Here is a 22928-nt window from a genome sequence, read left to right as displayed (position 1 = left end):
GCTGAATTGGGGGGGCATTCTAACCGATTGATCGACGCCTGGCATATGAAGTGGCATCAAGTTGCGGACCGGTGGGGCTCATGTTGCAGGCCGCGTGGCGACTGGGCTTCAGTTGACTTTTGGGTCCGGTTTTTGCCTGCTGCTCAGGGGCCGTATGGCACCACGGTCATTGGAACATGAACAGGGCCTCGTTGCTGAACTGCGCCTCGAACTGGCCGGCCGGCATCGGCCGCCCGAACAGATAGCCCTGCACCTCGTCGCAGCCGTGTTCGCGCAGGAACTCCAGCTGCTCGTGGGTTTCCACACCCTCGGCGATCACCGCCAGGTTCAGGCTGTGGGCCATGGCGATGATCGCCCGGGCGATCTGCGCATCCTGCTCGCCTTCGGGCAGGCCGTCGACGAAGGTGCGGTCGATCTTCAACACGTCGATGGGGAACTGCTTGAGGTAGTTCAGCGACGAATAGCCGGTGCCGAAATCATCGACCGCGATGCTCAGGCCCAGCACCTTCAGACCGTCGAGGATCTGCATGGCCTCGTCGACGTCGCGCATCAGAATACTCTCGGTCAGTTCCAGCTCCAGGCAGGCCGGCGGCAGGCCGGTTTCCTCTAGGATGGTGGCGATGCGCGTGCCCAGTTGGCCGTCGGAAAACTGCCGTGCCGAAATGTTCACCGAGACCTTGGGCACCCGCACCTTGGCCTTGTGCCAGGCCTTGAGCTGGCGGCTGGCTTCGCGCAGCACCCAGTCGCCGACATCCACTACCAGGCCCAGCTCCTCGATCACCGGGATGAAGTCGCCCGGCGGTACCAGCCCCCGGCGCGGGTGGCGCCAGCGCAGCAGGGCCTCGGCCCCGGTCAGCCGCTTGCCATCGCCGCTGAACTGCGGCTGGTAGTAGAGAATGAATTCGTTCTGCTCCAACGCATGGCGCAGGTCGCTCTCCAGCTCCAGGCGCTCCAGGGCGCTGGCGTTCATGTCGGCCTGGTAGAACTGGAAGTTGTTCTTGCCGCGTTCCTTGGCGTGGTACATGGCGGTGTCGGCGTTCTTCATCAACTGGCTCAGTTCGCTGCCGTCCTGCGGGCTCAGGGCGATGCCGATGCTGGCGGTGACGAAGAACTCGCGGTTTTCCAGCACGAACGGCCGCACCAGGCTGCCGAGAATGTTCTCAGCCACATGGATGGCGCGGTTCAGGGCCATTTCGCGGCTGGCCCGGGGCTGCAGCAGCAGGGTGAATTCATCGCCGCCCATGCGCGCCACGGTGTCGTCGTCATCGACGCAGGCCAGCAGGCGCTGAGCCATGTCCTTGAGCATGCGGTCGCCTGCGGCATGGCCGAGGGAGTCGTTGATCGGCTTGAAGCGGTCCAGGTCCAGGAACATCAGCACCACCCACGCCTTGTGCCGCTCGGCCTGTTGCAGCGCCGTATACAGGCGGTCCTGGAACAGGGTGCGGTTGGGCAGGTGGGTCAGGGCATCGTAGTAGGCCAGGCGATGGATGCGCTGCTCGCTGGCCTTGCGCTCGCTGATGTCGGTGAAGAAGCATACGTAGCTGGCCAGGTCGCCCTCGTCGTCGAGCACTGCGGTGATGCCGACCCAGGCCGGGTAGTGTTCACCGTCGCGACGCTTGAGCCAGACCTCGCCCTCCCAACTGCCATGCTGGTGCAGTTGCTTGACCACGTAGCGCAGGTGCGCCTCTTGCTGCTCGTCGACGGTGAGCAGGCTCGGCAGTTGATCGAGCACTTCGCTGACGTCATAGCCGCTGACCCGGCTGAACGCTTCGTTGGCCTGCACGATGTAGCCGGCCGGGTCGGTGATGAGGATGGCCGAGGTGGAGTGCTCGAATACCGTTGCAGCCATGCGCAGGTCTTTTTCTGCGCGGCGTTGCTGACTGATGTCGCGGCCCACGCCGAGCACGCCCTCGAAGTGCTCGTGGTCGTCCCACACCAGCACCAGGCGCAGTTCGATGGGGATCTTGCGGCCATCGGCGCGCAGGCAGTCGAACAGGAAGATCTGGGTGGGCAGCTGGCTGCGCAGCTGGGCCAGTTGCTCGGTGTCGCCCAGGGCCTTGCTGACCCGCTCCAGCAGGCTGTAGATGCCGGTGAGCTGGGCCGGGTTGGCGATGATCGACTGCCAGCCGTGCTCGAAGATCCAGTCGGCCGGGTAGCCCAGCACGGCCTGTACCGAGGGGCTGACGTAATTGAGCTGCAGCTGGCTGTCGGTGGAGAAGATCACGTCGCTGATGCTCTCGGCCAGCATGCGGTAGCGCTGCTCGCTGTCGCGCAGCGACTCGCTGGCTTCGATCTGTACCGTCACGTCCTTGCCCACGCCGATGATACGGGTGACCAGGCCATCGGTGTCACGGGTCAGCACTTGTTCGCGGATTTCGTACCAGCGCCAACCCCCGTCGCGGTGACGGAAACGCAACTGGCAGTGCAGCGACTGATCATGGCTGGTGTCGCGCTGTTGCCGGCGCAGTTGACGATAATGGTCGGCATCCTCGGGGTGCAGCAGCAGTTCCCAGAAACGGTCGCCCATCTGCGCCAGCTCCACCCGGTCGTAGCCCAGCGTCTGGCCCAGGTGGCGGTTGCTGAAGATGATCCGCTGGCTGTGCACGTCCTGCACGTAGAGCTGGTCGGGAACGGTGCGGACCACGTCCGACCAGAAGCTTTCGCGTTCGAGCAGCGACAGCTCCACCTGCTTGCGGCTGGTGATATCGCTGATGCTCAAGATAACGGCCTGGTAGTCGCGCCGTTGCAATGGCAGGCGCGCCATCAGCCACAGGTGCAACTCGCCGCCCAGGGGGGCGGGCAGGCGCACTTCGAGTTCCAGCAAGCTGCGCTGTTCGATCAGCGCGTCGATCAATTGCATGCCGACGCTTTCACGGCTGTCGCCACTGCCATCGATCAGGCGCTGCCAGGCGCCGTCATGGCAGTGCACGTTGAGCAATTGGCGGGCGACCTGGTTGATTTCGGTGATCTTCAGTTCCTGCAACAGCGTGCGGCGCAGGCTGGCGTCCAGGGCCAGGCTGTGCCGGAGTGCGGCACGGTTGCGCAGATGGTAGCGGTCGAGTTGGCCGGGCAGGCTGGAGAGGTCGAGCACGCACAGCGCCACGCCCGTGCCTTCGAAGATCTCGTGGTAGCGCCGGCGGTCTTCCTGCAAGGCCCGCTGCCGGCGACGCATGTTGATCAGGGCCAATACCGGCAACAGGGCACAGAACAAAACCAGCAGGCATTTGCCGATCAATGCCGGAAGCAGCTCGGCCCGGGCTTGCCCGGCATCGAACAGGCCGCGCAGTTGCCAGGTACTGTTGTCGATGAAGGCCAGCATCACGCTTTGCAGGTTGTCCTTGTCGCGGTCAGGCGCGCCTGGCCCCTGGAGCACCTGGCCGCTGCGGCTGTTTTCCAGCAGCCAGAGGCGGCCCTCGCCAGTGAGGTGTTCGGTGAGCTGCTGGTAGTAGTCGCCGCTGGACAGGCGCAGCAGCCAGTAGCCGTGATCCGGGTCGGCTGGCTGGCGCAGCAGCAGGTAGATGACGCGGTTGTCGGCCGAGTTGCCGAAGAAATAGGCGCCTCCCTGGTTGAGCCGCACCAGCTCGTCAAGCAATTGGCGGTCGGGGCTGCCGGAGAGGCTGTCGCCCAGGACTCGTCCGGCGCTGTCCAGCCAGGCCAGGTGGCGCAGCCCGGGCAGACGTGCGCGCAGGGTGCCGAGCACAGGTGGCAGCGCCTTTGCTGGCAGTGCGTCGGTATAAGGCTGGACCAGGTTCGCCGCTTGCTGGGCCTTGAGCGCCATGTTCAGGTTCAGGTGGTCGGCCAGCTCCGCGCTCGCCTTCAGGCTCTGCTGGTACAGGTCGGCCTGGGTATGGCGGTATTGGGCGAACAACTGCCATAACAACAGCCCCAGCAGGACCAGGGCCAGCAAAGCCAGCGCCCCCTTGAGCGAGCCACGCAAGGCACTGGCCGGAACGGCTGGAGCAGGGCACAGCGACGGTGGTTGGGTGAGATTGGTCAAGCGTTGGACCTGCGATTTGGCTGGCGATGGCAGGGCGGACTATGCATGGGCCGTGCCCGAGCACAGGGCCGGGCGCACTATATAAGGTGACGCATGAAGCCGACTAGCATGCGCGCAATTATGGCAAAGTGCCACTCATCTGTCCGCTGCCGATGGTCGTGGCGAGCGACGGCCATTCGGCAAGACCCTGCAAGCTGTGCGAGAATGCCGGCCGCTTCATAGTCAACGCTTTTTGGAGATGTACGGTTTTGGTTACCCACTATTCCACCAATGGCCTCGATTCCGCCTGCGGGCGCAGCAGTCAGACCCTGGTCAGCACTGTCGTGGCCGATGACGTATCCTGCAAGTCCTGCCAGCGCTCCCTGGCCAAGCCGGACGCCGCCGCTGCCGTGCGCAAGAGCCCGTCGCTGGCTGAGCTGCGCAAGTCAGCCAAGGCCGTCGCCGAGCCGGCTGCTGCAACGGTCGCACCGGCGGCCGTAGCGGCGAAACCTGCTGCCAAGCCTGCCGCCAAGCCGGTGGCGAACACGCCGGCCCGTTCCGGCGGTTTCAGCGTCAAGGCCGCCTGGGCTGCACGCCTGGCCGAGCAGAACGACCGTTGCCGCCTGCCGCGCGGCAAGGCGAAGCAGTCTCACGTCTGAGCGCTGCGCCGGCAGTAATGGCCCAATCGCGGGACAAGCCCGCTCCCACAGGCCCTGTGCTGTCTTTGTAGGAGCGGGCTTGTCCCGCGATTGGGCTGCAAAGCAGCCCCAGCCATCTGTGAATCGCCACCAGTTGGCGTAGAATGGCCCACTTTGTTCAACGTCACCCCGTAAACACATGCGTCCCCTGGCCATTGCCGGGGTCGATGTCTTTACCTATCTGATAGAGGGCTTGGTTTTGGCTCAATACGTCTACACCATGCATCGGCTGAGCAAGGTCGTGCCGCCGAAGCGGGAAATTCTCAAGAACATTTCCCTGTCGTTCTTCCCGGGCGCCAAGATCGGCGTGCTCGGCCTGAACGGCGCGGGTAAATCGACCCTGCTGCGGATCATGGCCGGCGTCGACAAGGAGTTCGACGGCGAAGCCCGTCCGATGCCCGACATCAATGTCGGCTATCTGCCCCAGGAGCCGCAGCTGGACCCGACCAAGACCGTTCGCGAAGTGGTCGAGGAAGCGGTCAGCGTGATCAAGGATGCCCAGGCGCGTCTGGACGAAGTCTATGCCGCCTACGCCGAGCCTGATGCCGACTTCGACAAGCTGGCGGCCGAACAGGCCAAGCTCGAAGCCATCCTGCAGGCCGCCGACGGCCATAACCTGGAGCGCCAGCTGGACGTCGCCGCCGACGCTCTGCGCCTGCCGCCATGGGAGGCGAAGATCGAGCACCTCTCCGGTGGTGAAAAGCGTCGCGTGGCCCTGTGCCGCCTGCTGCTGTCGGCCCCCGACATGCTCCTGCTGGACGAACCGACCAACCACCTGGACGCCGACTCGGTGGCCTGGCTCGAGCGCTTCCTGCACGACTTCCCCGGCACCGTGGTGGCGATCACCCACGACCGTTACTTCCTGGACAACGTCGCCGGCTGGATCCTGGAACTGGACCGCGGCGCCGGCATCCCGTACGAAGGCAACTACTCGGGCTGGCTGGAGGCCAAGTCGGCGCGTCTGGAGCAGGAATCCAAGCAGCAGAGCGCCCACGAGAAGGCCATGAAAGAGGAACTGGAGTGGGTGCGCAAAGGCGCCAAGGCCCGCCAGTCCAAGTCCAAGGCCCGTCTGGCGCGCTTCGAAGAAATGCAGTCGCAGGAATTCCAGAAGCGCAGCGAGACCAACGAGATCTACATCCCGGCAGGCCCGCGCCTGGGCGACAAGGTCATCGAGTTCAAGAACGTCACCAAGGGCTATGGCGATCGCGTGCTGATCGACAACCTGTCGTTCGCCATGCCCAAGGGCGCCATTGTCGGTGTGATCGGCGGTAACGGTGCCGGTAAGTCGACCCTGTTCCGCATGATCATGGGCAAGGAGCAGCCGGACTCGGGCAGCATCGAGATCGGTGAAACCGTGCAGCTGGCCTGCGTCGACCAGAGCCGCGAGGACCTGGACGGTGCCAAGACCGTGTTCCAGCAGATCTCCGACGGTTCGGACATGATCCGCATCGGCAACTACGAGATCCCGTCGCGCACCTACGTCGGTCGCTTCAACTTCAAGGGCGGGGACCAGCAGAAGTTCGTCAAGGACCTCTCCGGTGGTGAGCGTGGTCGCCTGCACCTGGCCCTGACCCTGAAGGAGGGCGGTAACGTCCTGCTGCTCGACGAACCGTCCAACGACCTGGACGTCGAAACCCTGCGTTCGCTGGAAGAAGCCCTGCTGGACTTCCCGGGCGCCGCGATCGTGATTTCCCACGACCGTTGGTTCCTGGACCGTGTGGCCACCCACATCCTGGCCTACGAGGACGACTCGAACGTGGTGTTCTTCGAGGGCAACTACACTGAGTACGAAGCCGACCGCAAGAAGCGCCTGGGCGACGCCGCTGCCCAGCCGCACCGGGTTCGGCACAAGAAGCTGGCTCAGTAAGCCGGCAAGCGTTGCACAACAATGGGGCCTTTCGAGGCCCCATTTTCGTGCGCCCTATGTCCGCCCCGTGTAGGAGCGGCCTTGTGCCGCGATCGGGCGCGCAGCGGCCGCAAACGCTGCAAACGCGGGCTATCAGGTACAACCGGGATGCCTGGTTTTACGGCCGCTGCGCGCCCGATCGCGGCACAAGGCCGCTCCTACAGGATTTGTATACAGTTATAGAAAATGCACTAAAAAATTTCAGAAAAACGACATATCGCCCTGTTCCGGTGCGATTGGTTCTTGGTAAAGTCCGGAAAAAAACCAACAAGTCCCAATCCTCTTGGTGAGATGTCTACCATGATCGAATCCGTCGACGATTTCCTGGCCCGCCTCAAGCAGCGCGATCCGGCCCAGCCTGAGTTCCACCAGGCCGTGGAAGAAGTGCTGCGCAGCCTCTGGCCCTTCCTTGAAGCCAACCCCCGTTACCTGAAGGCCGGCATTCTCGAGCGCATGGTCGAACCGGAGCGCGCCGTATTGTTCCGCGTGTCATGGGTCGATGACCAAGGCAAGGTGCAGGTCAATCGCGGCTACCGTATCCAGATGAGCAGCGCCATCGGCCCGTACAAGGGCGGCTTGCGCTTCCACCCGTCGGTGAATCTGGGTGTGCTGAAGTTCCTGGCCTTCGAACAGGTGTTCAAGAACTCGCTGACCTCGCTGCCCATGGGCGGCGGCAAGGGTGGTTCGGACTTCGATCCGAAGGGCAAGAGCGACGCTGAGGTCATGCGCTTCTGCCAGGCCTTCATGAGCGAGCTGTACCGCCACATCGGCGCCGACCTGGACGTGCCGGCCGGTGATATTGGTGTCGGGGCCCGCGAGATCGGCTACATGTTCGGCCAGTACAAGCGCCTGGCCAACCAGTTCACCTCGGTGCTGACCGGCAAGGGCATGACCTACGGCGGCAGCCTGATCCGTCCGGAGGCCACCGGCTACGGCTGCGTGTACTTCGCCGAAGAGATGCTCAAACGCCGCGACCTGCGCATCGATGGCCGTCGCGTGGCTATTTCCGGCTCCGGCAACGTGGCCCAGTACGCCGCACGCAAGGTCATGGACCTGGGCGGCAAGGTGATCTCGCTGTCCGACTCCGAAGGCACCCTGTTCTGTGAAGCCGGCCTGACCGACGAGCAGTGGGATGCCCTGATGGAGCTCAAGAACGTCAAGCGCGGCCGTATCAGCGAGCTGGCCGGCCTGTACGGCCTGGAGTTCCGCAAGGGCCAGACCCCATGGAGCCTGCCGTGCGACATCGCCTTGCCATGTGCCACCCAGAACGAGCTGAACGCTGAAGACGCACGCACCCTGCTGGCCAACGGCTGCATCTGCGTGGCCGAAGGCGCCAACATGCCGACCACCCTCGAGGCTGTGGATATCTTCCTGGAAGCCGGGATCCTGTATGCCCCGGGCAAGGCCTCCAATGCCGGTGGCGTAGCCGTGTCGGGCCTGGAGATGTCGCAGAACGCCATGCGCCTGCTGTGGACGGCCGGTGAAGTGGACAGCAAGCTGCACAACATCATGCAGTCGATCCACCACGCGTGCGTGCACTATGGCGAAGAGGCCGACGGCACCATCAACTACGTCAAGGGCGCCAATATCGCGGGCTTCGTGAAAGTGGCCGATGCCATGCTGGCGCAGGGCGTGGTCTGATTCGAGAACCGGGGGCCGCTTTGCGGCCCTTTCGCGGCACAAGGCCGCTCCTACAGAAGATTCGCGTCCCCCTGTAGGAACGGCCTTGTGCCGCGAAAGGGCTGCAACGCAGCCCCAGCCATCTTAATCTTCAGTCAAAATGGCCACCACTTCGATCATCTGATCCCCTGCCGGCCTTCGCCACAGCACCTCGTCCCCAGGCCCAGCCCCCAGCAGCGCTCGCCCCAGGGGCGATCCCCAATTGACCAACCCACGCAGCGCATCGGCTTGGTCCTCACCCACCAGTTGCACCTGCTGCTCCTGGCCCTCGTCATCGACGAAGCGCACCCGGCTACCGATCTGTACCTTTTCCGTGGATGTGGCCGGTGGGACCACCTGGGCACTCTGTACCCGGGCGGTGAAATAGCGCAGGTCGCGCTCGGTGTCGGCCAGGCGCTGCTTGTCGGTACGTTCGCCCTGGCCCAGCAGCTCGCTGCGCAGGGCATTGAGCTCGGCCACCCGTTGCTGCAGCTGGGCAAGGCCGGTGGCGGTGACATAGTTGGGCTGGTCGCTGACCCGCCGCTCCACCGGCTGGCTGGCCTGGGCGGCGGCCTGGTCTTCGTTGACGAATGCTCGGCTCATGAAAGGCCTCCTTGTGCAGGAGACCATGGTGGCAGGGGGCGGGTTTCAACGGTTGTCCGTTTGCGACTCATTGGCGGCGATAGGCGCGCGCGGCGCCGCGATCCTTCTCCTGCTGCCAGTCCCGGTCACGTTCGTCCCAGTAGCGTTCGCGGTACTGGCGCAGGTCTTCGTTGCTCTGCATGGCGTGGCATTGGCGGAAGCCGTCGTCCCAGCCGCTGGCGTACTGGCGCTCGTGCAGGTAGCGCGGCACGTTCTTGCGAAAATCCCCGACCATCAGCCCTGCAGCCTGGCGGCCGCTGCTGCAGCCGTCGCCGAAGCCGTCGGCATAGGCCGGTGGATAGCCTTGGTCGATCATCTGTTCATGGGCCGACTGGCAACCCATCAAGAGCAACGTTATCCACAAACCGAACCCGTACCGCCACATATCCACAACCTCCGACCGACAGGTGAAAGTCTAGGTGGCGATTTGTCAGGGGGCTGTCAAAACAGTGTCAAAGGCTCGATGCGGTGATAGCCCAATCGCGGGGCAAGCCCGCGATTGGGCCGCAAAGCGGCCCCGTTCATGTCAATAGTGGTACCACTTCAATTCGAGCATCACCTCGTTCTGCGCGCTAGCCAGGTGGCTGAACGCGCGGCTGGCACTCAGGCGCAGCCCCAGGTTCTGGCTGATCTCCCACTGCTGGTTGAGGCTCAGGCTGCGACGTACCTCGCCATTGGCGAAGTAGTCCCCCTTGGCCTCCAAGGTCAGGTTGCCCAGCCCGTTGCGCCACAGCAGGCCTCCATTGAAGCCGGCAGCCGGGGCGACGAACTGGGCGAAGTCGTTGTGATGTTCGACCCGCAGCGTGCCCAGGGCAAAGCCCAGCAGGCCGTCGGCCAGCTGCCAGGTGGCGCCGGCCCCGCCATTGACATGGCTGACCAGCACCTCGTCGTCATGCTTGCCTGGCACTCGCTCCAGCCCGCCTGCCACCTGCCATGACCAGGGCTGCAACAACGCGTTGCGCGGCGTCAGGGAGCGGATGGTCGCCAAGTCCAGGCGCTGCACCTGCCAGTCGTTGCCTTCGTACTGGCGCAGCTTGAGCTGGAGAATCTCGATCTGCGCGCCCAGAGGGAAGCCATAGGCGTTGTCGTTGAGGTCGTGATAGGCCATGCGCAGGCCATATTCGGCGTAGGCGCGGTCTTCCCGGGTGCCGACACCCAGCTGCCAGGTGCGCGACTGGTGGCCATCCTCGGGCAGGCCTGGGCGCTCGATTTGCAGGGGCGGCGGCGGGTTGCGGTTGATCGCCCGCAACAGCTCGAAGCTGCGCCTGGCCTGGGCTGGGTCGCGTTGCTGGCCGTTGGCGCGGTAGCGTTCCAGCCGGTAGGCCGCGTCCTGTACCAGGGCCTGGCGCTCACGGGGCAGGGCGGTGAAGGCCGGCGACTGCAACAGGCCGGTGTCGGCGCTGACGGCCAGCACCTGTTGTTTTTCCTCATGGTCCAGCGGCTCGGCGCGGGCCAGCAGCTCGCGTTCGCGGGAAGGCCGGTAGTGAACGCTGGCCACCAGGCCCGATTGCTTGACCGCCTTGACCGTGTCGGTGGGGATGGCGGTCAGCGGGAACTGCGAGGTCAGGTCCAGGCTCGGGCGCGCCACCTGCAGCAGTTCCAGCAGGCGGTAGGAGCAGTTCTCGTCGAAGAAGAAGTAGTCGAACTGGATCTGCTTGAGTTCCCACACGTGCTCGACCATGCGCCCGGTTTCTTCCGGAGTGAGGTCCAGCTGGTACTCCCACAGGTCGCGGTTTTCCAGGCTGCGGTATTCGGAGAGCTTCTCTTGGTAGGGCATCAGTGCGAACAGGCCGGGGTAGCCGCCCATCAGGCCTTTCCAGGCATAGAGGATGCTGTTGTCACTGCCTTCGATATAGGCGCCGAAATTGATCGCGTAGCTCAGCAGCGCCGTGTCGTCACTACGGGTTTTCGATTGGTCGATGCGCAGCAGGGTATGGCCGAACATCGACGAGGGGCTGTTCAGGTACGCTGCCGGGAACACCAGCACGGCACTGTGCGGGTCGATGGACCGGTACCAGGTCGCGAACTCCTGGCAATTGGGTTGCGGCAAGTCGGTGAGCTGCAGTTGCTCACGCAGCCAGCGGGTGCGCGCCGGAAACACGCACTGGGCATGCTTGTCACCCAGGCTGGCCGGGGCATACAGCGCCTGGACCGTAGCCTGAAGCTCCTGCTCGGGGTGGTGGGCGCCGTCTTCGGCGAGGAAGAAGGCATCGTCGTCCACATAGCTGCGCCAGCCACCGAGCTTGGCCGTCTCGTAATGGCCGAGGGCGATCCAGTAGGGCGTCGAGGCCAGTTGTCTTACACGGGCCGGGTCGAGCTGTGGCGCGGCATGAAGCGGGGCACTGGCGACCAGCGCCAGGCAAGCGAGGCGTTTGAGCATATCGGGCAACTACGTCTGGATGATGCCGAAGGTGAAATTGACCGAACCCGCCCCGAAGCCGGGGCGGGAAGGGCAGGACTCAGGCCTCGGTGGCGTACTTGGCCAGGCGTGGGTCGCTCTTGAGCACAGCCAGGGTGTTGCTGTGGACGGTTTCGGCAGTGACATCGGCGCTGTTGAAGATTTCGCTGAAGTGCTGGTGGGTGACGGCGGCGAAGTGCGCGCGGTCTTCAGGTGCCACGCCGAGGACCACGGCGTAGGTGGTCAGGGCTTCGCCCTGGCCCTGGGCCATGTCTTCGGAGAGTTCGTTCATCATCCCGTTCATGGCGAACCAGGATTTGCCGCCATAGGTCAGGGAGGCCTTGGTCGAGCAGCCGTTGGTGCCCGAGGTCATGCCGAACGTCGCGTTGCCGGAGGTGCCGTTGGTGGTGGAGGCCAGGAAGTGGGCCGGTGTGCCGCGCTGGCCCTCGAAGAGCATGTTGCCCCAGCCGCAGTTCGGACCACCTGGCGCTTCGGCCATGGCGTTGATCGAGACAGCGGCGAACAGAGTACCCAGAAGAATCCGTTTCATAGCTTTGTTCTCTTTCGTAGACGTACCAATGGTCAGGGTTCTGGCAACGCGGTTGCCAGGTCGGGGAAGCAAATACGCCCACCCGCGCAGGTTGGAGTTTAGGCACGATCCAAAGGTTGCGTTATTTATTGCGAAAAATTGCATGCGTGGACGTACCTGCGCCCTGCGACATAAAGTCCCGGCAAGCCTTGCAAGCTGCGCGCAGGCAGCGCCAGAATGCCTGTCATCCGCCCCGCCGAAGTAAGGAAACCCAATGCCCGATCCTGTCGCCTCGCGCCTGCGTCTCGCGCCCGAAGCCCTGACCCGGCGTTTCTCCGCTGAACAGTTTGCCTTTGCCACCACCGACGATCTGGAGCCGTTTCGAGGCGTCCTGGGCCAGGAGCGAGCCGTCGAGGCTCTGCAATTCGGCGTGGCCATGCCGCGCCCCGGCTACAACGTGTATGTAATGGGCGAGCCCGGCACCGGCCGCTTCTCGTTCGTCAAGCGCTACCTCAAGGCCGAGGGCAAGCGCCAGCAGACCCCCGCCGACTGGGTCTACGTCAACAATTTCGACGAAACCCGCGAGCCCCGGGCCCTGGAACTGCCGGCCGGCAGCGCCAGCGAATTCATCGCCGACATGAACGGCCTGATCGACAACCTGCTGTCGACCTTCCCGGCGGTGTTCGAGCACCCGTCCTACCAGCAGAAGAAGGGCGCCATCGACCGCGCCTTCAACCAGCGCTACGACCGCGCCCTTGATGTGATCGAGCGGGCGTCGCTGGAAAAGGACGTGGCCCTGTACCGCGATGCCAGCAATGTCGCCTTCACCCCCATGAGCGAGGGCAAGGCCCTGGACGAAGCCGAGTTCGCCCAGTTGCCCGAGGAGGTGCGCGAGCGCTTCCACGAGGACATCGCCGAGCTCGAGGAGCGCCTCAACGAGGAGCTGGCCAGCCTGCCGCAATGGAAGCGTGAGTCGAACAACCAGCTGCGCCAGCTCAACGAGGAAACCATCACCCTGGCGTTGCAGCCGTTGCTGGCGCCCTTGTCGGAGAAATACGCCGAGAACGCCGCGGTCTGCGCCTACCTGCAGTCCATGCAGTTGAACCTGCTGCGCACCGTGGTCGAGCAACTGGTCGACGACAGCAAGCCCGACGCCGTGGCGCGCAAGATGCTCGAGGAGCAGTATGCGCCGAGCCTGGTGGTCGGCCACCACGCCAGCGGCGGTGCGCCGATGGTGTTCGAACCTCACCCGACCTACGACAACCTGTTCGGGCGCATCGAGTACAGCACCGACCAAGGCGCGCTCTACACCTCCTATCGCCAGCTGCGCCCGGGCGCGCTGCACCGCGCCAATGGCGGCTTCCTGATCCTGGAAGCGGAGAAGATGCTCGGCGAGCCGTTTGTCTGGGACGCCCTCAAGCGGGCCCTGCAGTCGCGCAAGCTGAAGATGGAGTCGCCCCTGGGCGAGCTGGGCCGGGTCGCGACGGTGACCCTCACGCCGCAGATGATCCCGCTCAACGTCAAGCTGGTGATCATCGGTTCGCGCCAGCTCTACTACGCCCTGCAGGACCACGACCCGGACTTCCAGGAGATGTTCCGGGTATTGGTGGACTTCGACGAAGACATGCCGCTGGTCGATGAGAACCTCGAGCAGTTCGCCCAGTTGCTGCGTACGCGCACCAACGAGGAAGGCATGGCGCCGTTGACGGGGGATGCGGTGGCGCGCCTGGCCACCTATAGCGCCCGCCTGGCAGAAAACCAGTCGCGCCTGTCGGCACGTATCGGCGATTTGTTCCAGTTGGTCAGCGAGGCGGACTTCATCCGTCAGTTGGCCAACGAGGAGATGACCGACGCCGGGCACATCGAGCGCGCTCTCAAGGCCAAGGCCACCCGCACCGGGCGCGTTTCCCAGCGGGTGCTCGACGATATGCTCGCCGGGATCATCCTGATCGACACCGAAGGCGCGGCCATCGGCAAGTGCAACGGCCTGACCGTGCTCGAAGTGGGCGATTCGGCGTTCGGCATGCCGGCACGTATCTCCGCCACCGTCTACCCGGGCGGTAGCGGCATCGTCGACATCGAGCGCGAGGTCAACCTGGGCCAGCCTATCCACTCCAAGGGCGTGATGATCCTCACCGGCTACCTGGGCAGCCGCTATGCCCAGGAATTCCCCCTGGCGATCTCGGCAAGCATCGCCCTGGAGCAGTCCTATGGCTATGTCGATGGCGACAGTGCCTCGCTCGGCGAAGTCTGCACCCTGATCTCGGCGCTGTCGCGCACCCCGCTCAAGCAGTGCTTCGCCATCACCGGGTCGATCAACCAGTTCGGCGAGGTGCAAGCGGTCGGTGGGGTCAACGAGAAGATCGAGGGCTTCTTCCGGCTCTGCGAAGCGCGCGGCCTGACCGGCGAGCAGGGGGTGATCATCCCCCGTGCCAACGTCGCTACGCTGATGCTCGATGAGCGCGTGCTGCAGGCCGTCGAGGCCGGGCGCTTCCATGTCTACGCCGTCAGCCAGGCCGATGAGGCCTTGAGCCTGCTGGTGGGCGAGGAAGCCGGTGCGCCGGACGAGAAGGGCCAGTTCCCCGAGGGCAGCGTCAACGCCCGGGTGGTGGAGCGTCTACGGGTGATCGCCGAGATGATCAGCGAAGAAGACGTCAAGGAAGCCGAGAAGGAACGCCTGGAGGAGGTGGTGGCCCAGGCCAACCCAGCCTGAGTCAATTAACCGGCGCTAGCGGCTAGTGGCTACCGTTTAGCGCCGGTTTTCCATCTTTTCCCGTTGGTCTTCTATGCTGGAACTTAAGGACGGCAGCAGCGTTCAGGATGGAAACAGCCCTGGGTTCCGGGCTGAACAAGGCTTCACGGAGGGGACGCCGCCATGCGCAACCTCAGCCTCACCCGCCAGTGCCTGGGCCTGGTGACCCGCATCGAATGCAGCATACGCCCGCTGGCCGGCGACACCGGTATGTGGACCCTGCTGTTCGCCGCCGGCATGGCGGGGGAGCAGCCTTCAGCCATCAAGGCCCAAGGGCCTTTCCACGGGCCGATGGTGGCCGAGTCGGTGCTCAATGCCATTGTCGACAGTCTGACCCTGCACGGCTACCAGGTCGCCGATGATCCACAGATCTGGTGCCTGCACCTGCAGGCGCAGCTGCGCAAGATCAATGGCGAGCGTTGCCGCAACCTTGGGGATTTCCAGTTCCATCCCGAAACCTGAGGCCGAGGGGGGCGTTGGCACGGTCGCTGTTCTGAAAACAGCACAGAACAGGTGGGCAACTGTTTTGAGTTGCTTGCCGGCGATTGGGCCGCAAACGACCTCGACACTGCCAGGCTTTTGCTGTCGGGACGTGGATGGCTATACTCGCGCCTCGCTTTTTCGTCATCTCACGAGTCTCTACCTCCCATGGAACGTTTCCTCGAAAACGCGATGTATGCCTCGCGCTGGCTGCTCGCCCCGATCTACTTCGGCCTGTCCCTGGGCCTGTTGGCCCTGGCGCTGAAATTCTTCCAGGAAGTCGTCCACGTCCTGCCCAACGTGTTCTCCCTGAGCGAAGCCGACCTGATCCTGGTGATCCTCTCGCTGATCGATATGTCGCTGGTCGGCGGTTTGCTGGTCATGGTGATGATCTCTGGCTACGAAAACTTCGTCTCGCAGCTGGACATCGACGACAGCAAGGAGAAGCTCAACTGGCTGGGCAAGATGGACTCTTCCTCGTTGAAGATGAAGGTCGCCGCATCGATCGTGGCGATCTCCTCCATCCACCTGCTGCGGGTGTTCATGGATGCCCAGAACATCTCTACCGACTACCTGATGTGGTACGTGATCATCCACATGACGTTCGTCATCTCGGCCTTCGTCATGGGCTACCTGGATAAAGTCACCAAGCACTGACAGCGCTGCTGTCGGCTGTACCCGCCGCCCGTCCGTTGCAAAACGGACGGGCGGTCGCGTTCATGGCTTGTGGTTTTGCCTGGGCTGTACAAAAAATGAGCAGAAATGCGTGGTTCCCGTTGCGAGGTGCTCTCATGAACCTGCATCAGCTCAACGTCGAGGCCAGGGCCGGCCATGTCGATGAACTCAACCTCATCGCCATCGAAGGCGGCGACTACTTGCTCGAGGCCCGGGTAAAGGGGCACGCCCATCCGCTGGCCGATGTCCGTGGCGAACGGCTGCGGGTGCATTCGGTGGAGGATGCGCGCAGCCTGCTCAGTGCCGTGCCGCTGTTGTCCATGAACTTGGTGCACTGGTCCGTCCAGGACGAGATGTGCGGAATGGGCACGCACCCGGAAGAAGACCTGAAGGTGCCGATTTCCCAGCGTTCGGCCTGGTAGTTCCGATAGCTGATCACTGCGCCGCTGTGTGCTAGGCTTCTCGCCCTTTTTCATGCAGGGCGGATTACCTTCGCCCTCAAGCGGAGAGTGAAATGTCCGAACTCAACCTGACCACCGACGAATCGCGCGTCAGCTACGGCATCGGCCGTCAGCTGGGCGGCCAGCTGCGCGACAACCCACCACCAGGCGTGAGCCTGGACGCCATTCTGGCCGGCCTGACCGACGCCTTCAACGGCGCCGACAGCCGCGTCAGCGAGGCCGACCTGTCGGCCAGCTTCAAGGTCATCCGTGAAGTGATGCAGGCCGAAGCCGCTGCCAAGGCCGAAGCCGCCGCTGCTGCCGGCAAGGCCTTCCTGGTCGAGAACGCCAAGCGTGAAGGCATCACCACCCTGGCCTCGGGCCTGCAGTACGAAGTCCTGACCGCAGGCGAAGGCGCCAAGCCGAGCCGTGAAGACAACGTGCGTACCCATTACCACGGCACCCTGATCGACGGCACCGTGTTCGACAGCTCCTACGAGCGTGGCCAACCGGCTGAATTCCCGGTCGGTGGCGTGATCGCTGGCTGGACCGAAGCCCTGCAGCTGATGAACGCCGGCAGCAAGTGGCGCCTGTACGTACCGAGCGAACTGGCCTACGGTGCCCAGGGCGTCGGTAGCATCCCGCCGCACAGCGTGCTGGTGTTCGACGTCGAGTTGCTCGACGTTCTGTAATGCCCTTGGGGCCGCGTTGCGGCCCTTTCGCGGCACAAGGCTGCTCCTACAGAGGCCTGCGTGGTGACTGTAGGAGCGGCCTTGTGCCGCGAAAGGGGCGCAACGCGCCCCCTATCTTTCAACCCAGCCTCAGTTCCAGTCCGTTCCCCCAGGGCGCAACGCCCGCGCATAGCAGAACAGGAACAGATTGCGTACCAGCTCCTTGAGCACCCCAGGCTCGCTTGAATTCAGGCCACTGATGTCCAGGTCGCCCTGGTCGCGCAGTTCGTCGAGCGCGTCTTCTTCGAGCACGGCGCACACTTCGCCGGTGTCCCGATGCAGGATTCTCAGGTAGGGGTGGGGCCGGTCGAGCCAGGCATCGATCAGATAGGTCATGGCTGTTCTCCTTGGAAAGCGGGTTCCAATGAGAATAATTCTTATTATCAGAATGGCAAGGCCCTATTGGCTATTTTCTTCCAGGCGGGGCAGGGGCCTTGTTTCAGGATCTGTCGGGGCTGCCTGAGCGGCAACCCCGAGCGGCAGGCCGTCAGACCTTGCGGACGAACTCCGACTTCAGCTTCATGGCGCCGATGCCGTCGATCTTGCAGTCGATGTCATGGTCGCCGTCGCACAGGCGGATGTTCTTGACCTTGGTGCCGACCTTTACCACCAGGGACGAGCCCTTGACCTTGAGGTCCTTGATCACGGTGACGGTGTCGCCATCCTGCAGGACGTTGCCGACCGAATCCTTCTTCACCACGTCGTCGCTGCCGGCCTCGGCTTCGGCGTTGGGCGACCACTCATGGGCGCATTCGGGGCAAATCAGTTGGGTGCCATCCTCATAGGTGTATTCGGAGTTGCATTTTGGGCAGGGTGGCAAAGTGCTCACGGAGGGTCCTCAAAGACGGGAGAAATAAAGCCCACATTGTATAAGGTTTTGGCTGGCAGATGTGGCTTGCTGTGCAAATGCAATCGCGGGACAAGCCCGCTCCCACAAGGTCCTCTATGCAGTGGACCTGTAGGAGCGGGCTTGTCCCGCGATGGGGGCGACGCGAAATCAGTGGGTACGGGCTACCGAAAACTCGCTCAGCTCGACCAGTGCATCGCGGTATTCGCTGGCGGGCAGCACTTCCAGGCACTCGATGGCGCGCTTGACGTAGTCGCGGGCCAACTGGGCGGTGTAGTCCAGGGCGCCGGAGGCTTCCACGGCGACGCGGATCTGCTCCAGGTCCTCCAGGCCACCCTTCTGGATCGCCTGGCGCACCAGGGCAGCCTGCTCGGCGGTGCCTTCGCGCATGGTGTAGATCAGCGGCAGGGTCGGTTTACCTTCGGCCAGGTCGTCGCCGACGTTCTTGCCCAGGGTCTGCGAGTCGCCCTTGTAGTCCAGCAGGTCGTCGACCAGCTGGAAGGCCACGCCCAAGTGGTCGCCGAAGGTGCGCAGGGCTTCGCGCTGTTCGTCGCTGGCACCGGCCAGCGCAGCGGCGCTGTGGGTCGAGGCCTCGAACAGCATCGCGGTCTTGCCGCGGATCACGTCCATGTACACCTCTTCGGTGGTGCTGGCGTCGCGTACCCGCGACAGCTGTAGCACTTCGCCCTCGGCGATCACCCGGGTGGCCTTGGAGAGGATCTGCATGACTGGCATCGAGCCGAGCTCGACCATCATCTCGAACGAGCGCGAATACAGGAAGTCGCCCACCAGCACGCTCGGCGCATTGCCCCACAGGGCGTTGGCGGTGGAGCGGCCACGGCGCATGCCGGACATGTCGACCACGTCGTCGTGCAGCAAGGTGGCGGTGTGCAGGAACTCGATGGTCGCCGCCAGCAGGCGCAGGTCGTCGCCTTCGCGCCCCAGGGCCTTGCCGCACAGCAGCACCAGCAGCGGGCGCAGGCGCTTGCCGCCAGCGGACGTGATATAGTCGCCGATCTTCGATACCAGCGGCACGCGCGAGGTCAGCTGCTTCTTGATGATCTCGTCGACGGCGCTGAAATCGTCAGCTACCGCGCGGTAGAAGGATTGGGGTTGCATCGGCTGCTCCATTGAGGTTGCGCGGCATGCTAGGTCGCGGGTCCCGGTGTGTCAAGGCGCGCTGCCCGTGGCCCGGGGCCGCCACTTGCAAGCATTTATCGGGTTGCGTACAATCGCGCACCCTAACTTCCTGGGCAGCACCTGCCTTACGCAATTGCACCGGGCCGTTCCAGCCCAGTGCAGCCATGCCAGCCAATACTCATCATATAAAGCGCTGGGTGAGCAGGATTATCGGAGAAATACCATGTCTTACGCAGTAATCGTTACCGGCGGCAAGCAGTACAAAGTCGCTGAAGGTGAATTCCTCAAGATCGAGAAGCTGGAAGTCGCCACTGGCGAATCCGTGACCTTCGATCGCGTTCTGCTGGTCGCCAACGGCGACGACGTCACCATCGGCGCTCCAGTCGTCGCAGGTGCCAAGGTTGTGGCTGAAGTCGTTTCGCAAGGTCGTCACGACAAGGTTCGCATCATCAAGTTCCGTCGTCGTAAGCACCACATGAAGCGCATGGGCCACCGCCAGTGGTTCACCGAGATCAAAATCACCGGTATCCAGGCTTAATCGCCTAGGTCCCCTGAATTTATTTGGAGAATTGAACCATGGCTCACAAAAAGGCTGGTGGTAGTACTCGTAACGGTCGCGACTCAGAATCGAAACGCCTTGGCGTGAAGATGTATGGCGGCCAGGTCATCAAGCCGGGCAACATCATCGTCCGTCAGCGCGGCACCGAATTCCACGCTGGCTACGGTGTTGGCATGGGCAAGGACCACACCTTGTTCGCCAAGATCGAAGGCGTGATCAAGTTCGAGAAGAAAGGCGAGTTCAACCGCCGTTACGTGAGCATCGTCGCAGCCTAATCGCGACGTCGCTCCAGAAGCCCCGTCATGCGACGGGGCTTTTTCGTTTGTGGTGAGCCTCTTGCAAAGCTGTTTGTATGGGCTGCCGGCGTGGGTTTCTACGGTCGTACGGGGCCGCCGCGCTCATTTTTGCAAGAGCCTCAGGTGTTCAAGCTATTCAGCTCGTCGGAAGGCGAGAGGCGGTTTTTATGAAGTTTGTTGACGAAGTATCGATCCGGGTCAAAGCCGGTGATGGCGGCAATGGTTGCATGAGCTTCCGCCGCGAGAAGTTCATCGAGAACGGTGGCCCCAATGGTGGCGACGGTGGTGACGGTGGCTCGGTGTACATGGTGGCCGACGAGAACCTCAATACCCTGGTCGACTACCGCTACACCCGCCACCACGAAGCTCAGCGTGGCCAGAACGGTGGCAGTACCGACTGCACCGGCAAGAAGGGTGAAGACCTGTTCCTGCGCGTGCCGGTCGGCACCACCGTGATCGACGCTTCGACCCAGGAAGTGATCGGTGACCTGGTCACCCCGGGCCAGAAGCTGATGGTCGCCCAGGGCGGCTGGCACGGCCTGGGCAATACCCGCTTCAAGTCCAGCACCAACCGCGCGCCGCGCCAGACCACGCCAGGCAAGCCAGGCGAGCAGCGCGACCTGAAGATGGAGCTGAAGGTGCTGGCCGACGTCGGCCTGCTGGGCTTGCCGAATGCCGGCAAGAGCACCTTCATCCGCTCGGTCTCGGCTGCCAAGCCGAAGGTCGCCGACTACCCGTTCACCACCCTGGTGCCGAACCTGGGTGTGGTCAGCGTCGACCGCTGGAAGAGTTTCGTCATCGCCGACATCCCCGGCCTGATCGAAGGCGCTTCCGAAGGGGCGGGCCTGGGTATCCGCTTCCTCAAGCACCTGGCGCGTACCCGCGTCCTGCTGCACCTGGTCGACCTGGCGCCTCTGGACGGCAGCAGCCCGGCCGATGCCGCCGAGGTCATCATCAACGAGCTGGCGCAGTTCAGCCCGGCACTGGTCGACCGCGAGCGCTGGCTGGTGCTGAACAAGGCCGACATGATCATGGACGAGGAGCGTGACGAGCGCGTCAAGGAAGTGGTCGAGCGCCTGAACTGGGACGGCCCGGTGTACGTGATCTCGGCCATCGCCAAGCAGGGTACCGAGCAATTGAGCCACGACCTGATGCGCTACCTCGAAGACCGTGCCGACCGCCTGGCCAACGACCCGGCCTACGCCGAGGAGCTGGCCGAGCTCGACCAGCGCATCGAAGACGAGGCCCGTGCCCAGCTGCAGGCGCTGGACGATGCCCGCACCCTGCGGCGCACGGGCGTCAAGAGCGTGCATGACATCGGCGACGATGACGACTGGGATGATTTCGAGGACGACGAAGACGGCCCGGAAATCATTTACGTGCGCGACTGATCGGTTGCAGTACACTAAACGCCGCTCTGCGAGCAGTGTGCCGTTGATCAGGCTTGGGCGTTGAACCTATCGCGGGACAAGCCCGCTCCTACAGGTCCGTGCGATCCTTGTGGGAGCGGGCTTGTCCCGCGATTGAGGGCACACCATTTTCACGGCACGCCGCTCCAATGAGCGGCGTTTTGGTATCTACAGATTCGACATAGGTTGGAAGAGAAGATGCGAAGCAAGGTGACAGGCGCCAAGCGCTGGGTCGTGAAGATCGGCAGTGCCCTGCTGACGGCGGATGGCAAAGGCCTGGATCGCGGCGCCATGGCCGTCTGGGTCGAGCAGATGGTCGCGCTGCGGGAAGCGGGCGTGGAGTTGGTGCTGGTCTCCTCCGGGGCCGTGGCCGCGGGCATGAGCCAACTGGGCTGGACTTCGCGACCGAGCGCGATGAACGAGCTGCAGGCCGCCGCCGCCCTTGGCCAGATGCGCCTGGTGCAGGCCTGGGAGTCGAGCTTCGGCGAGCATGGCAAGCACACCGCGCAGATCCTCCTGACCCATGACGACCTCTCCGATCGCAAGCGTTACCTCAACGCCCGCAGCACGCTGCGTACCTTGGTCGACCTGGGCGTGGTGCCGGTGATCAACGAGAACGACACCGTGGTCACCGACGAGATCCGCTTCGGCGACAACGACACTTTGGCGGCCCTGGTGGCCAACCTGGTGGAAGCCGACCTGCTGGTGATCCTCACCGACCGCGACGGCATGTTCGATGCCGACCCACGCAACAACCCCGAAGCGCAGCTGATCTACGAAGCCCGCGCCGACGACCCGGCCCTGGATGCCGTGGCCGGCGGTACCGGCGGCGCCCTGGGCCGCGGCGGCATGCAGACCAAGCTGCGTGCTGCCCGCCTGGCGGCCCGTTCCGGTGCTCACACCATCATCATCGGTGGCCGCATCGAGCGTGTGCTCGATCGCCTCAAGGCCGGTGAGCGCCTGGGCACGTTGCTGTCGCCGGAGCGCGGCATGCTCGCCGCCCGCAAGCAGTGGCTGGCCGGCCACCTCCAGACCCGCGGCACCCTGGTGCTCGATGCAGGTGCCGTGCAGGCCCTGCGTCAGGCCAACAAGAGCCTGTTGCCGGTGGGGGTGAAGACCGTGCAGGGCAGCTTCCGTCGCGGCGAGATGGTGGTGTGCGTCGGCCCTGACGGCCTTGAAGTAGCCCGTGGCTTGGCCAACTACAGTGCCCTGGAAGCACAGAAGATCATCGGCCAGCCGTCCGATGCCATCGAGAGCCTGCTGGGCTACAGCGCCGAGCCGGAACTGGTGCACCGCGACAACCTGGTGCTGGTCTGAGGGCGTGAGCGTGCTGAAAAGGATGATTGCCGTGGCGGCGTTGGCGCTGCCGATGCTGGCCGGGGCCGAGGAAATCGGCCAGGTCTCGACCGTGTTCAAGTTCCTCGGGCCGAACGACCGCATCGTGGTCGAGGCGTTCGACGACCCCAAGGTCGAGGGCGTGACCTGCTACCTGTCGCGAGCCAAGACTGGCGGTGTGAAGGGTGGGTTGGGCCTGGCCGAGGACCGCGCCGAGGCGTCGATCGCCTGCCGCCAGGTGGGGCCGATCCACTTCAAGGGGGAATTGAAGGACGGCGAGGAGGTGTTCAAGGAGCGCACCTCGCTGGTGTTCAAGACCATGCAGGTGGTGCGTTTCCTGGATGAGAAGCGCAACACGCTGGTGTACCTGGTGTACAGCGACCGGCTGATCGAAGGCAGCCCGCAGAACGCGGTGACGGCGATCCCGATCCTGCCCTGGAATCACTGATGCCCCAG

General features: G+C 64.0%; 21 protein-coding genes. 13 read left to right on the top strand and 8 right to left on the bottom strand.

The window, feature by feature from the left end:
* Positions 1–166: 166 nt before the first annotated feature.
* Positions 167–3997: an EAL domain-containing protein gene (locus K8374_RS20375; protein ID WP_224456954.1), complete on the bottom strand. Its 3831-nt coding sequence runs from the start codon at positions 3995–3997 to the stop codon at positions 167–169.
* 248 nt (positions 3998–4245) lie between these two features.
* Between K8374_RS20375 and K8374_RS20370 the strand changes: the two genes are divergently transcribed.
* From K8374_RS20370 to gdhA, 3 genes are all read left to right on the top strand, one after another.
* Positions 4246–4635, top strand: a complete 390-nt coding sequence (locus K8374_RS20370) for a hypothetical protein (protein ID WP_224456953.1) — start codon at positions 4246–4248, stop codon at positions 4633–4635.
* A 238-nt stretch (positions 4636–4873) separates the two neighbouring features.
* A complete protein-coding gene (ettA, locus tag K8374_RS20365; RefSeq protein ID WP_224456952.1) occupies positions 4874–6541 on the top strand; it encodes an energy-dependent translational throttle protein EttA in 1668 nt (555 codons plus the stop codon).
* Positions 6542–6880: 339 nt separating this feature from the next.
* Entirely contained in the window at positions 6881–8221 is a 1341-nt protein-coding gene (gdhA, locus tag K8374_RS20360) for an NADP-specific glutamate dehydrogenase (RefSeq protein WP_224456951.1), read from the top strand.
* A 123-nt stretch (positions 8222–8344) separates the two neighbouring features.
* On the opposite strand, the gene K8374_RS20355 is transcribed toward gdhA, so the two are convergent.
* The 4 genes from K8374_RS20355 to K8374_RS20340 all read right to left on the bottom strand — a co-directional run bounded on the left by K8374_RS20355 (position 8345) and on the right by K8374_RS20340 (position 11829).
* Positions 8345–8842: a GreA/GreB family elongation factor gene (locus tag K8374_RS20355; protein WP_224456950.1), complete on the bottom strand. Its 498-nt coding sequence runs from the start codon at positions 8840–8842 to the stop codon at positions 8345–8347.
* A gap of 67 nt (positions 8843–8909) precedes the next feature.
* Complete coding sequence (locus K8374_RS20350; RefSeq protein WP_224456949.1) at positions 8910–9266, bottom strand: hypothetical protein; 357 nt, start codon at positions 9264–9266, stop codon at positions 8910–8912.
* Between the two features lie 141 nt (positions 9267–9407).
* Entirely contained in the window at positions 9408–11261 is a 1854-nt protein-coding gene (locus K8374_RS20345) for a DUF4105 domain-containing protein (protein WP_224456948.1), read from the bottom strand.
* A 79-nt stretch (positions 11262–11340) separates the two neighbouring features.
* Entirely contained in the window at positions 11341–11829 is a 489-nt protein-coding gene (locus K8374_RS20340; RefSeq protein ID WP_196154620.1) for a DUF3015 domain-containing protein, read from the bottom strand.
* 253 nt (positions 11830–12082) lie between these two features.
* Here K8374_RS20340 and K8374_RS20335 point away from each other — a divergent pair, with 253 nt between their 5' ends.
* The 5 genes from K8374_RS20335 (at position 12083) to K8374_RS20315 (ending at position 16847) form a co-directional block, all read left to right on the top strand.
* Positions 12083–14521 carry a Lon protease family protein gene (locus K8374_RS20335; protein WP_224456947.1) on the top strand — a complete coding sequence of 813 codons (2439 nt, stop codon included), beginning with the start codon at positions 12083–12085 and terminating at the stop codon, positions 14519–14521.
* A gap of 162 nt (positions 14522–14683) precedes the next feature.
* Positions 14684–15022 carry a hypothetical protein gene (locus K8374_RS20330; RefSeq protein WP_224456946.1) on the top strand — a complete coding sequence of 113 codons (339 nt, stop codon included), beginning with the start codon at positions 14684–14686 and terminating at the stop codon, positions 15020–15022.
* Between the two features lie 186 nt (positions 15023–15208).
* Positions 15209–15697, top strand: coding sequence for a TIGR00645 family protein (locus K8374_RS20325; protein WP_084858626.1), 489 nt, complete (start codon positions 15209–15211; stop codon positions 15695–15697).
* 134 nt (positions 15698–15831) lie between these two features.
* Entirely contained in the window at positions 15832–16137 is a 306-nt protein-coding gene (locus K8374_RS20320) for a DUF6482 family protein (RefSeq protein WP_084858625.1), read from the top strand.
* A gap of 92 nt (positions 16138–16229) precedes the next feature.
* Positions 16230–16847, top strand: a complete 618-nt coding sequence (locus K8374_RS20315) for an FKBP-type peptidyl-prolyl cis-trans isomerase (protein ID WP_224456945.1) — start codon at positions 16230–16232, stop codon at positions 16845–16847.
* Positions 16848–16976: 129 nt separating this feature from the next.
* On the opposite strand, the gene K8374_RS20310 is transcribed toward K8374_RS20315, so the two are convergent.
* From K8374_RS20310 to K8374_RS20300, 3 genes are all read right to left on the bottom strand, one after another.
* Positions 16977–17222 (bottom strand): hypothetical protein, encoded by a 246-nt coding sequence (locus K8374_RS20310; RefSeq protein WP_224456944.1) that lies wholly within the window; start codon positions 17220–17222, stop codon positions 16977–16979.
* A gap of 151 nt (positions 17223–17373) precedes the next feature.
* Positions 17374–17715, bottom strand: coding sequence for a zinc ribbon domain-containing protein YjdM (locus K8374_RS20305; RefSeq protein WP_224456943.1), 342 nt, complete (start codon positions 17713–17715; stop codon positions 17374–17376).
* A 168-nt stretch (positions 17716–17883) separates the two neighbouring features.
* Entirely contained in the window at positions 17884–18852 is a 969-nt protein-coding gene (locus K8374_RS20300) for a polyprenyl synthetase family protein (RefSeq protein ID WP_084858621.1), read from the bottom strand.
* A 244-nt stretch (positions 18853–19096) separates the two neighbouring features.
* Between K8374_RS20300 and rplU the strand changes: the two genes are divergently transcribed.
* The 5 genes from rplU (at position 19097) to K8374_RS20275 (ending at position 22920) form a co-directional block, all read left to right on the top strand.
* Positions 19097–19411: a 50S ribosomal protein L21 gene (gene rplU, locus K8374_RS20295; protein ID WP_011532169.1), complete on the top strand. Its 315-nt coding sequence runs from the start codon at positions 19097–19099 to the stop codon at positions 19409–19411.
* 38 nt (positions 19412–19449) lie between these two features.
* Entirely contained in the window at positions 19450–19707 is a 258-nt protein-coding gene (gene rpmA, locus K8374_RS20290) for a 50S ribosomal protein L27 (protein ID WP_070092741.1), read from the top strand.
* A 188-nt stretch (positions 19708–19895) separates the two neighbouring features.
* Positions 19896–21119, top strand: a complete 1224-nt coding sequence (gene cgtA / locus K8374_RS20285) for an Obg family GTPase CgtA (RefSeq protein WP_196143765.1) — start codon at positions 19896–19898, stop codon at positions 21117–21119.
* A 216-nt stretch (positions 21120–21335) separates the two neighbouring features.
* Complete coding sequence (gene proB / locus K8374_RS20280) at positions 21336–22454, top strand: glutamate 5-kinase (protein ID WP_196143764.1); 1119 nt, start codon at positions 21336–21338, stop codon at positions 22452–22454.
* Positions 22455–22476: 22 nt separating this feature from the next.
* Positions 22477–22920, top strand: a complete 444-nt coding sequence (locus tag K8374_RS20275) for a CreA family protein (protein WP_224459373.1) — start codon at positions 22477–22479, stop codon at positions 22918–22920.
* The last annotated feature ends 8 nt before the right edge of the window (positions 22921–22928 follow it).

The sequence above is a fragment of the Pseudomonas sp. p1(2021b) genome (assembly GCF_020151015.1).
Taxonomy (GTDB): Bacteria; Pseudomonadota; Gammaproteobacteria; order Pseudomonadales; family Pseudomonadaceae; genus Aquipseudomonas; species Aquipseudomonas putida_K.
Note: the sequence above shows the minus strand (reverse complement) of the source record. Positions and strands in the feature narration are given on the sequence as shown.

Excerpts from the sequence above, each read along its gene's own strand:
- K8374_RS20325 (WP_084858626.1), top strand. The coding sequence starts at position 15,209 with ATGGAACGTTTCCTCGAAAACGCGATGTATGCCTCGCGCTGGCTGCTC.
- K8374_RS20335 (WP_224456947.1), top strand. The coding sequence starts at position 12,083 with ATGCCCGATCCTGTCGCCTCGCGCCTGCGTCTCGCGCCCGAAGCCCTG.
- K8374_RS20355 (WP_224456950.1), bottom strand. The coding sequence starts at position 8,842 with ATGAGCCGAGCATTCGTCAACGAAGACCAGGCCGCCGCCCAGGCCAGC.
- rplU (WP_011532169.1), top strand. The coding sequence starts at position 19,097 with ATGTCTTACGCAGTAATCGTTACCGGCGGCAAGCAGTACAAAGTCGCT.
- K8374_RS20315 (WP_224456945.1), top strand. The coding sequence starts at position 16,230 with ATGTCCGAACTCAACCTGACCACCGACGAATCGCGCGTCAGCTACGGC.
- rpmA (WP_070092741.1), top strand. The coding sequence starts at position 19,450 with ATGGCTCACAAAAAGGCTGGTGGTAGTACTCGTAACGGTCGCGACTCA.
- K8374_RS20330 (WP_224456946.1), top strand. The coding sequence starts at position 14,684 with ATGCGCAACCTCAGCCTCACCCGCCAGTGCCTGGGCCTGGTGACCCGC.
- K8374_RS20340 (WP_196154620.1), bottom strand. The coding sequence starts at position 11,829 with ATGAAACGGATTCTTCTGGGTACTCTGTTCGCCGCTGTCTCGATCAAC.
- proB (WP_196143764.1), top strand. The coding sequence starts at position 21,336 with ATGCGAAGCAAGGTGACAGGCGCCAAGCGCTGGGTCGTGAAGATCGGC.
- K8374_RS20345 (WP_224456948.1), bottom strand. The coding sequence starts at position 11,261 with ATGCTCAAACGCCTCGCTTGCCTGGCGCTGGTCGCCAGTGCCCCGCTT.
- K8374_RS20350 (WP_224456949.1), bottom strand. The coding sequence starts at position 9,266 with ATGTGGCGGTACGGGTTCGGTTTGTGGATAACGTTGCTCTTGATGGGT.
- K8374_RS20310 (WP_224456944.1), bottom strand. The coding sequence starts at position 17,222 with ATGACCTATCTGATCGATGCCTGGCTCGACCGGCCCCACCCCTACCTG.
- K8374_RS20300 (WP_084858621.1), bottom strand. The coding sequence starts at position 18,852 with ATGCAACCCCAATCCTTCTACCGCGCGGTAGCTGACGATTTCAGCGCC.
- K8374_RS20275 (WP_224459373.1), top strand. The coding sequence starts at position 22,477 with ATGATTGCCGTGGCGGCGTTGGCGCTGCCGATGCTGGCCGGGGCCGAG.
- cgtA (WP_196143765.1), top strand. The coding sequence starts at position 19,896 with ATGAAGTTTGTTGACGAAGTATCGATCCGGGTCAAAGCCGGTGATGGC.
- K8374_RS20320 (WP_084858625.1), top strand. The coding sequence starts at position 15,832 with ATGAACCTGCATCAGCTCAACGTCGAGGCCAGGGCCGGCCATGTCGAT.
- gdhA (WP_224456951.1), top strand. The coding sequence starts at position 6,881 with ATGATCGAATCCGTCGACGATTTCCTGGCCCGCCTCAAGCAGCGCGAT.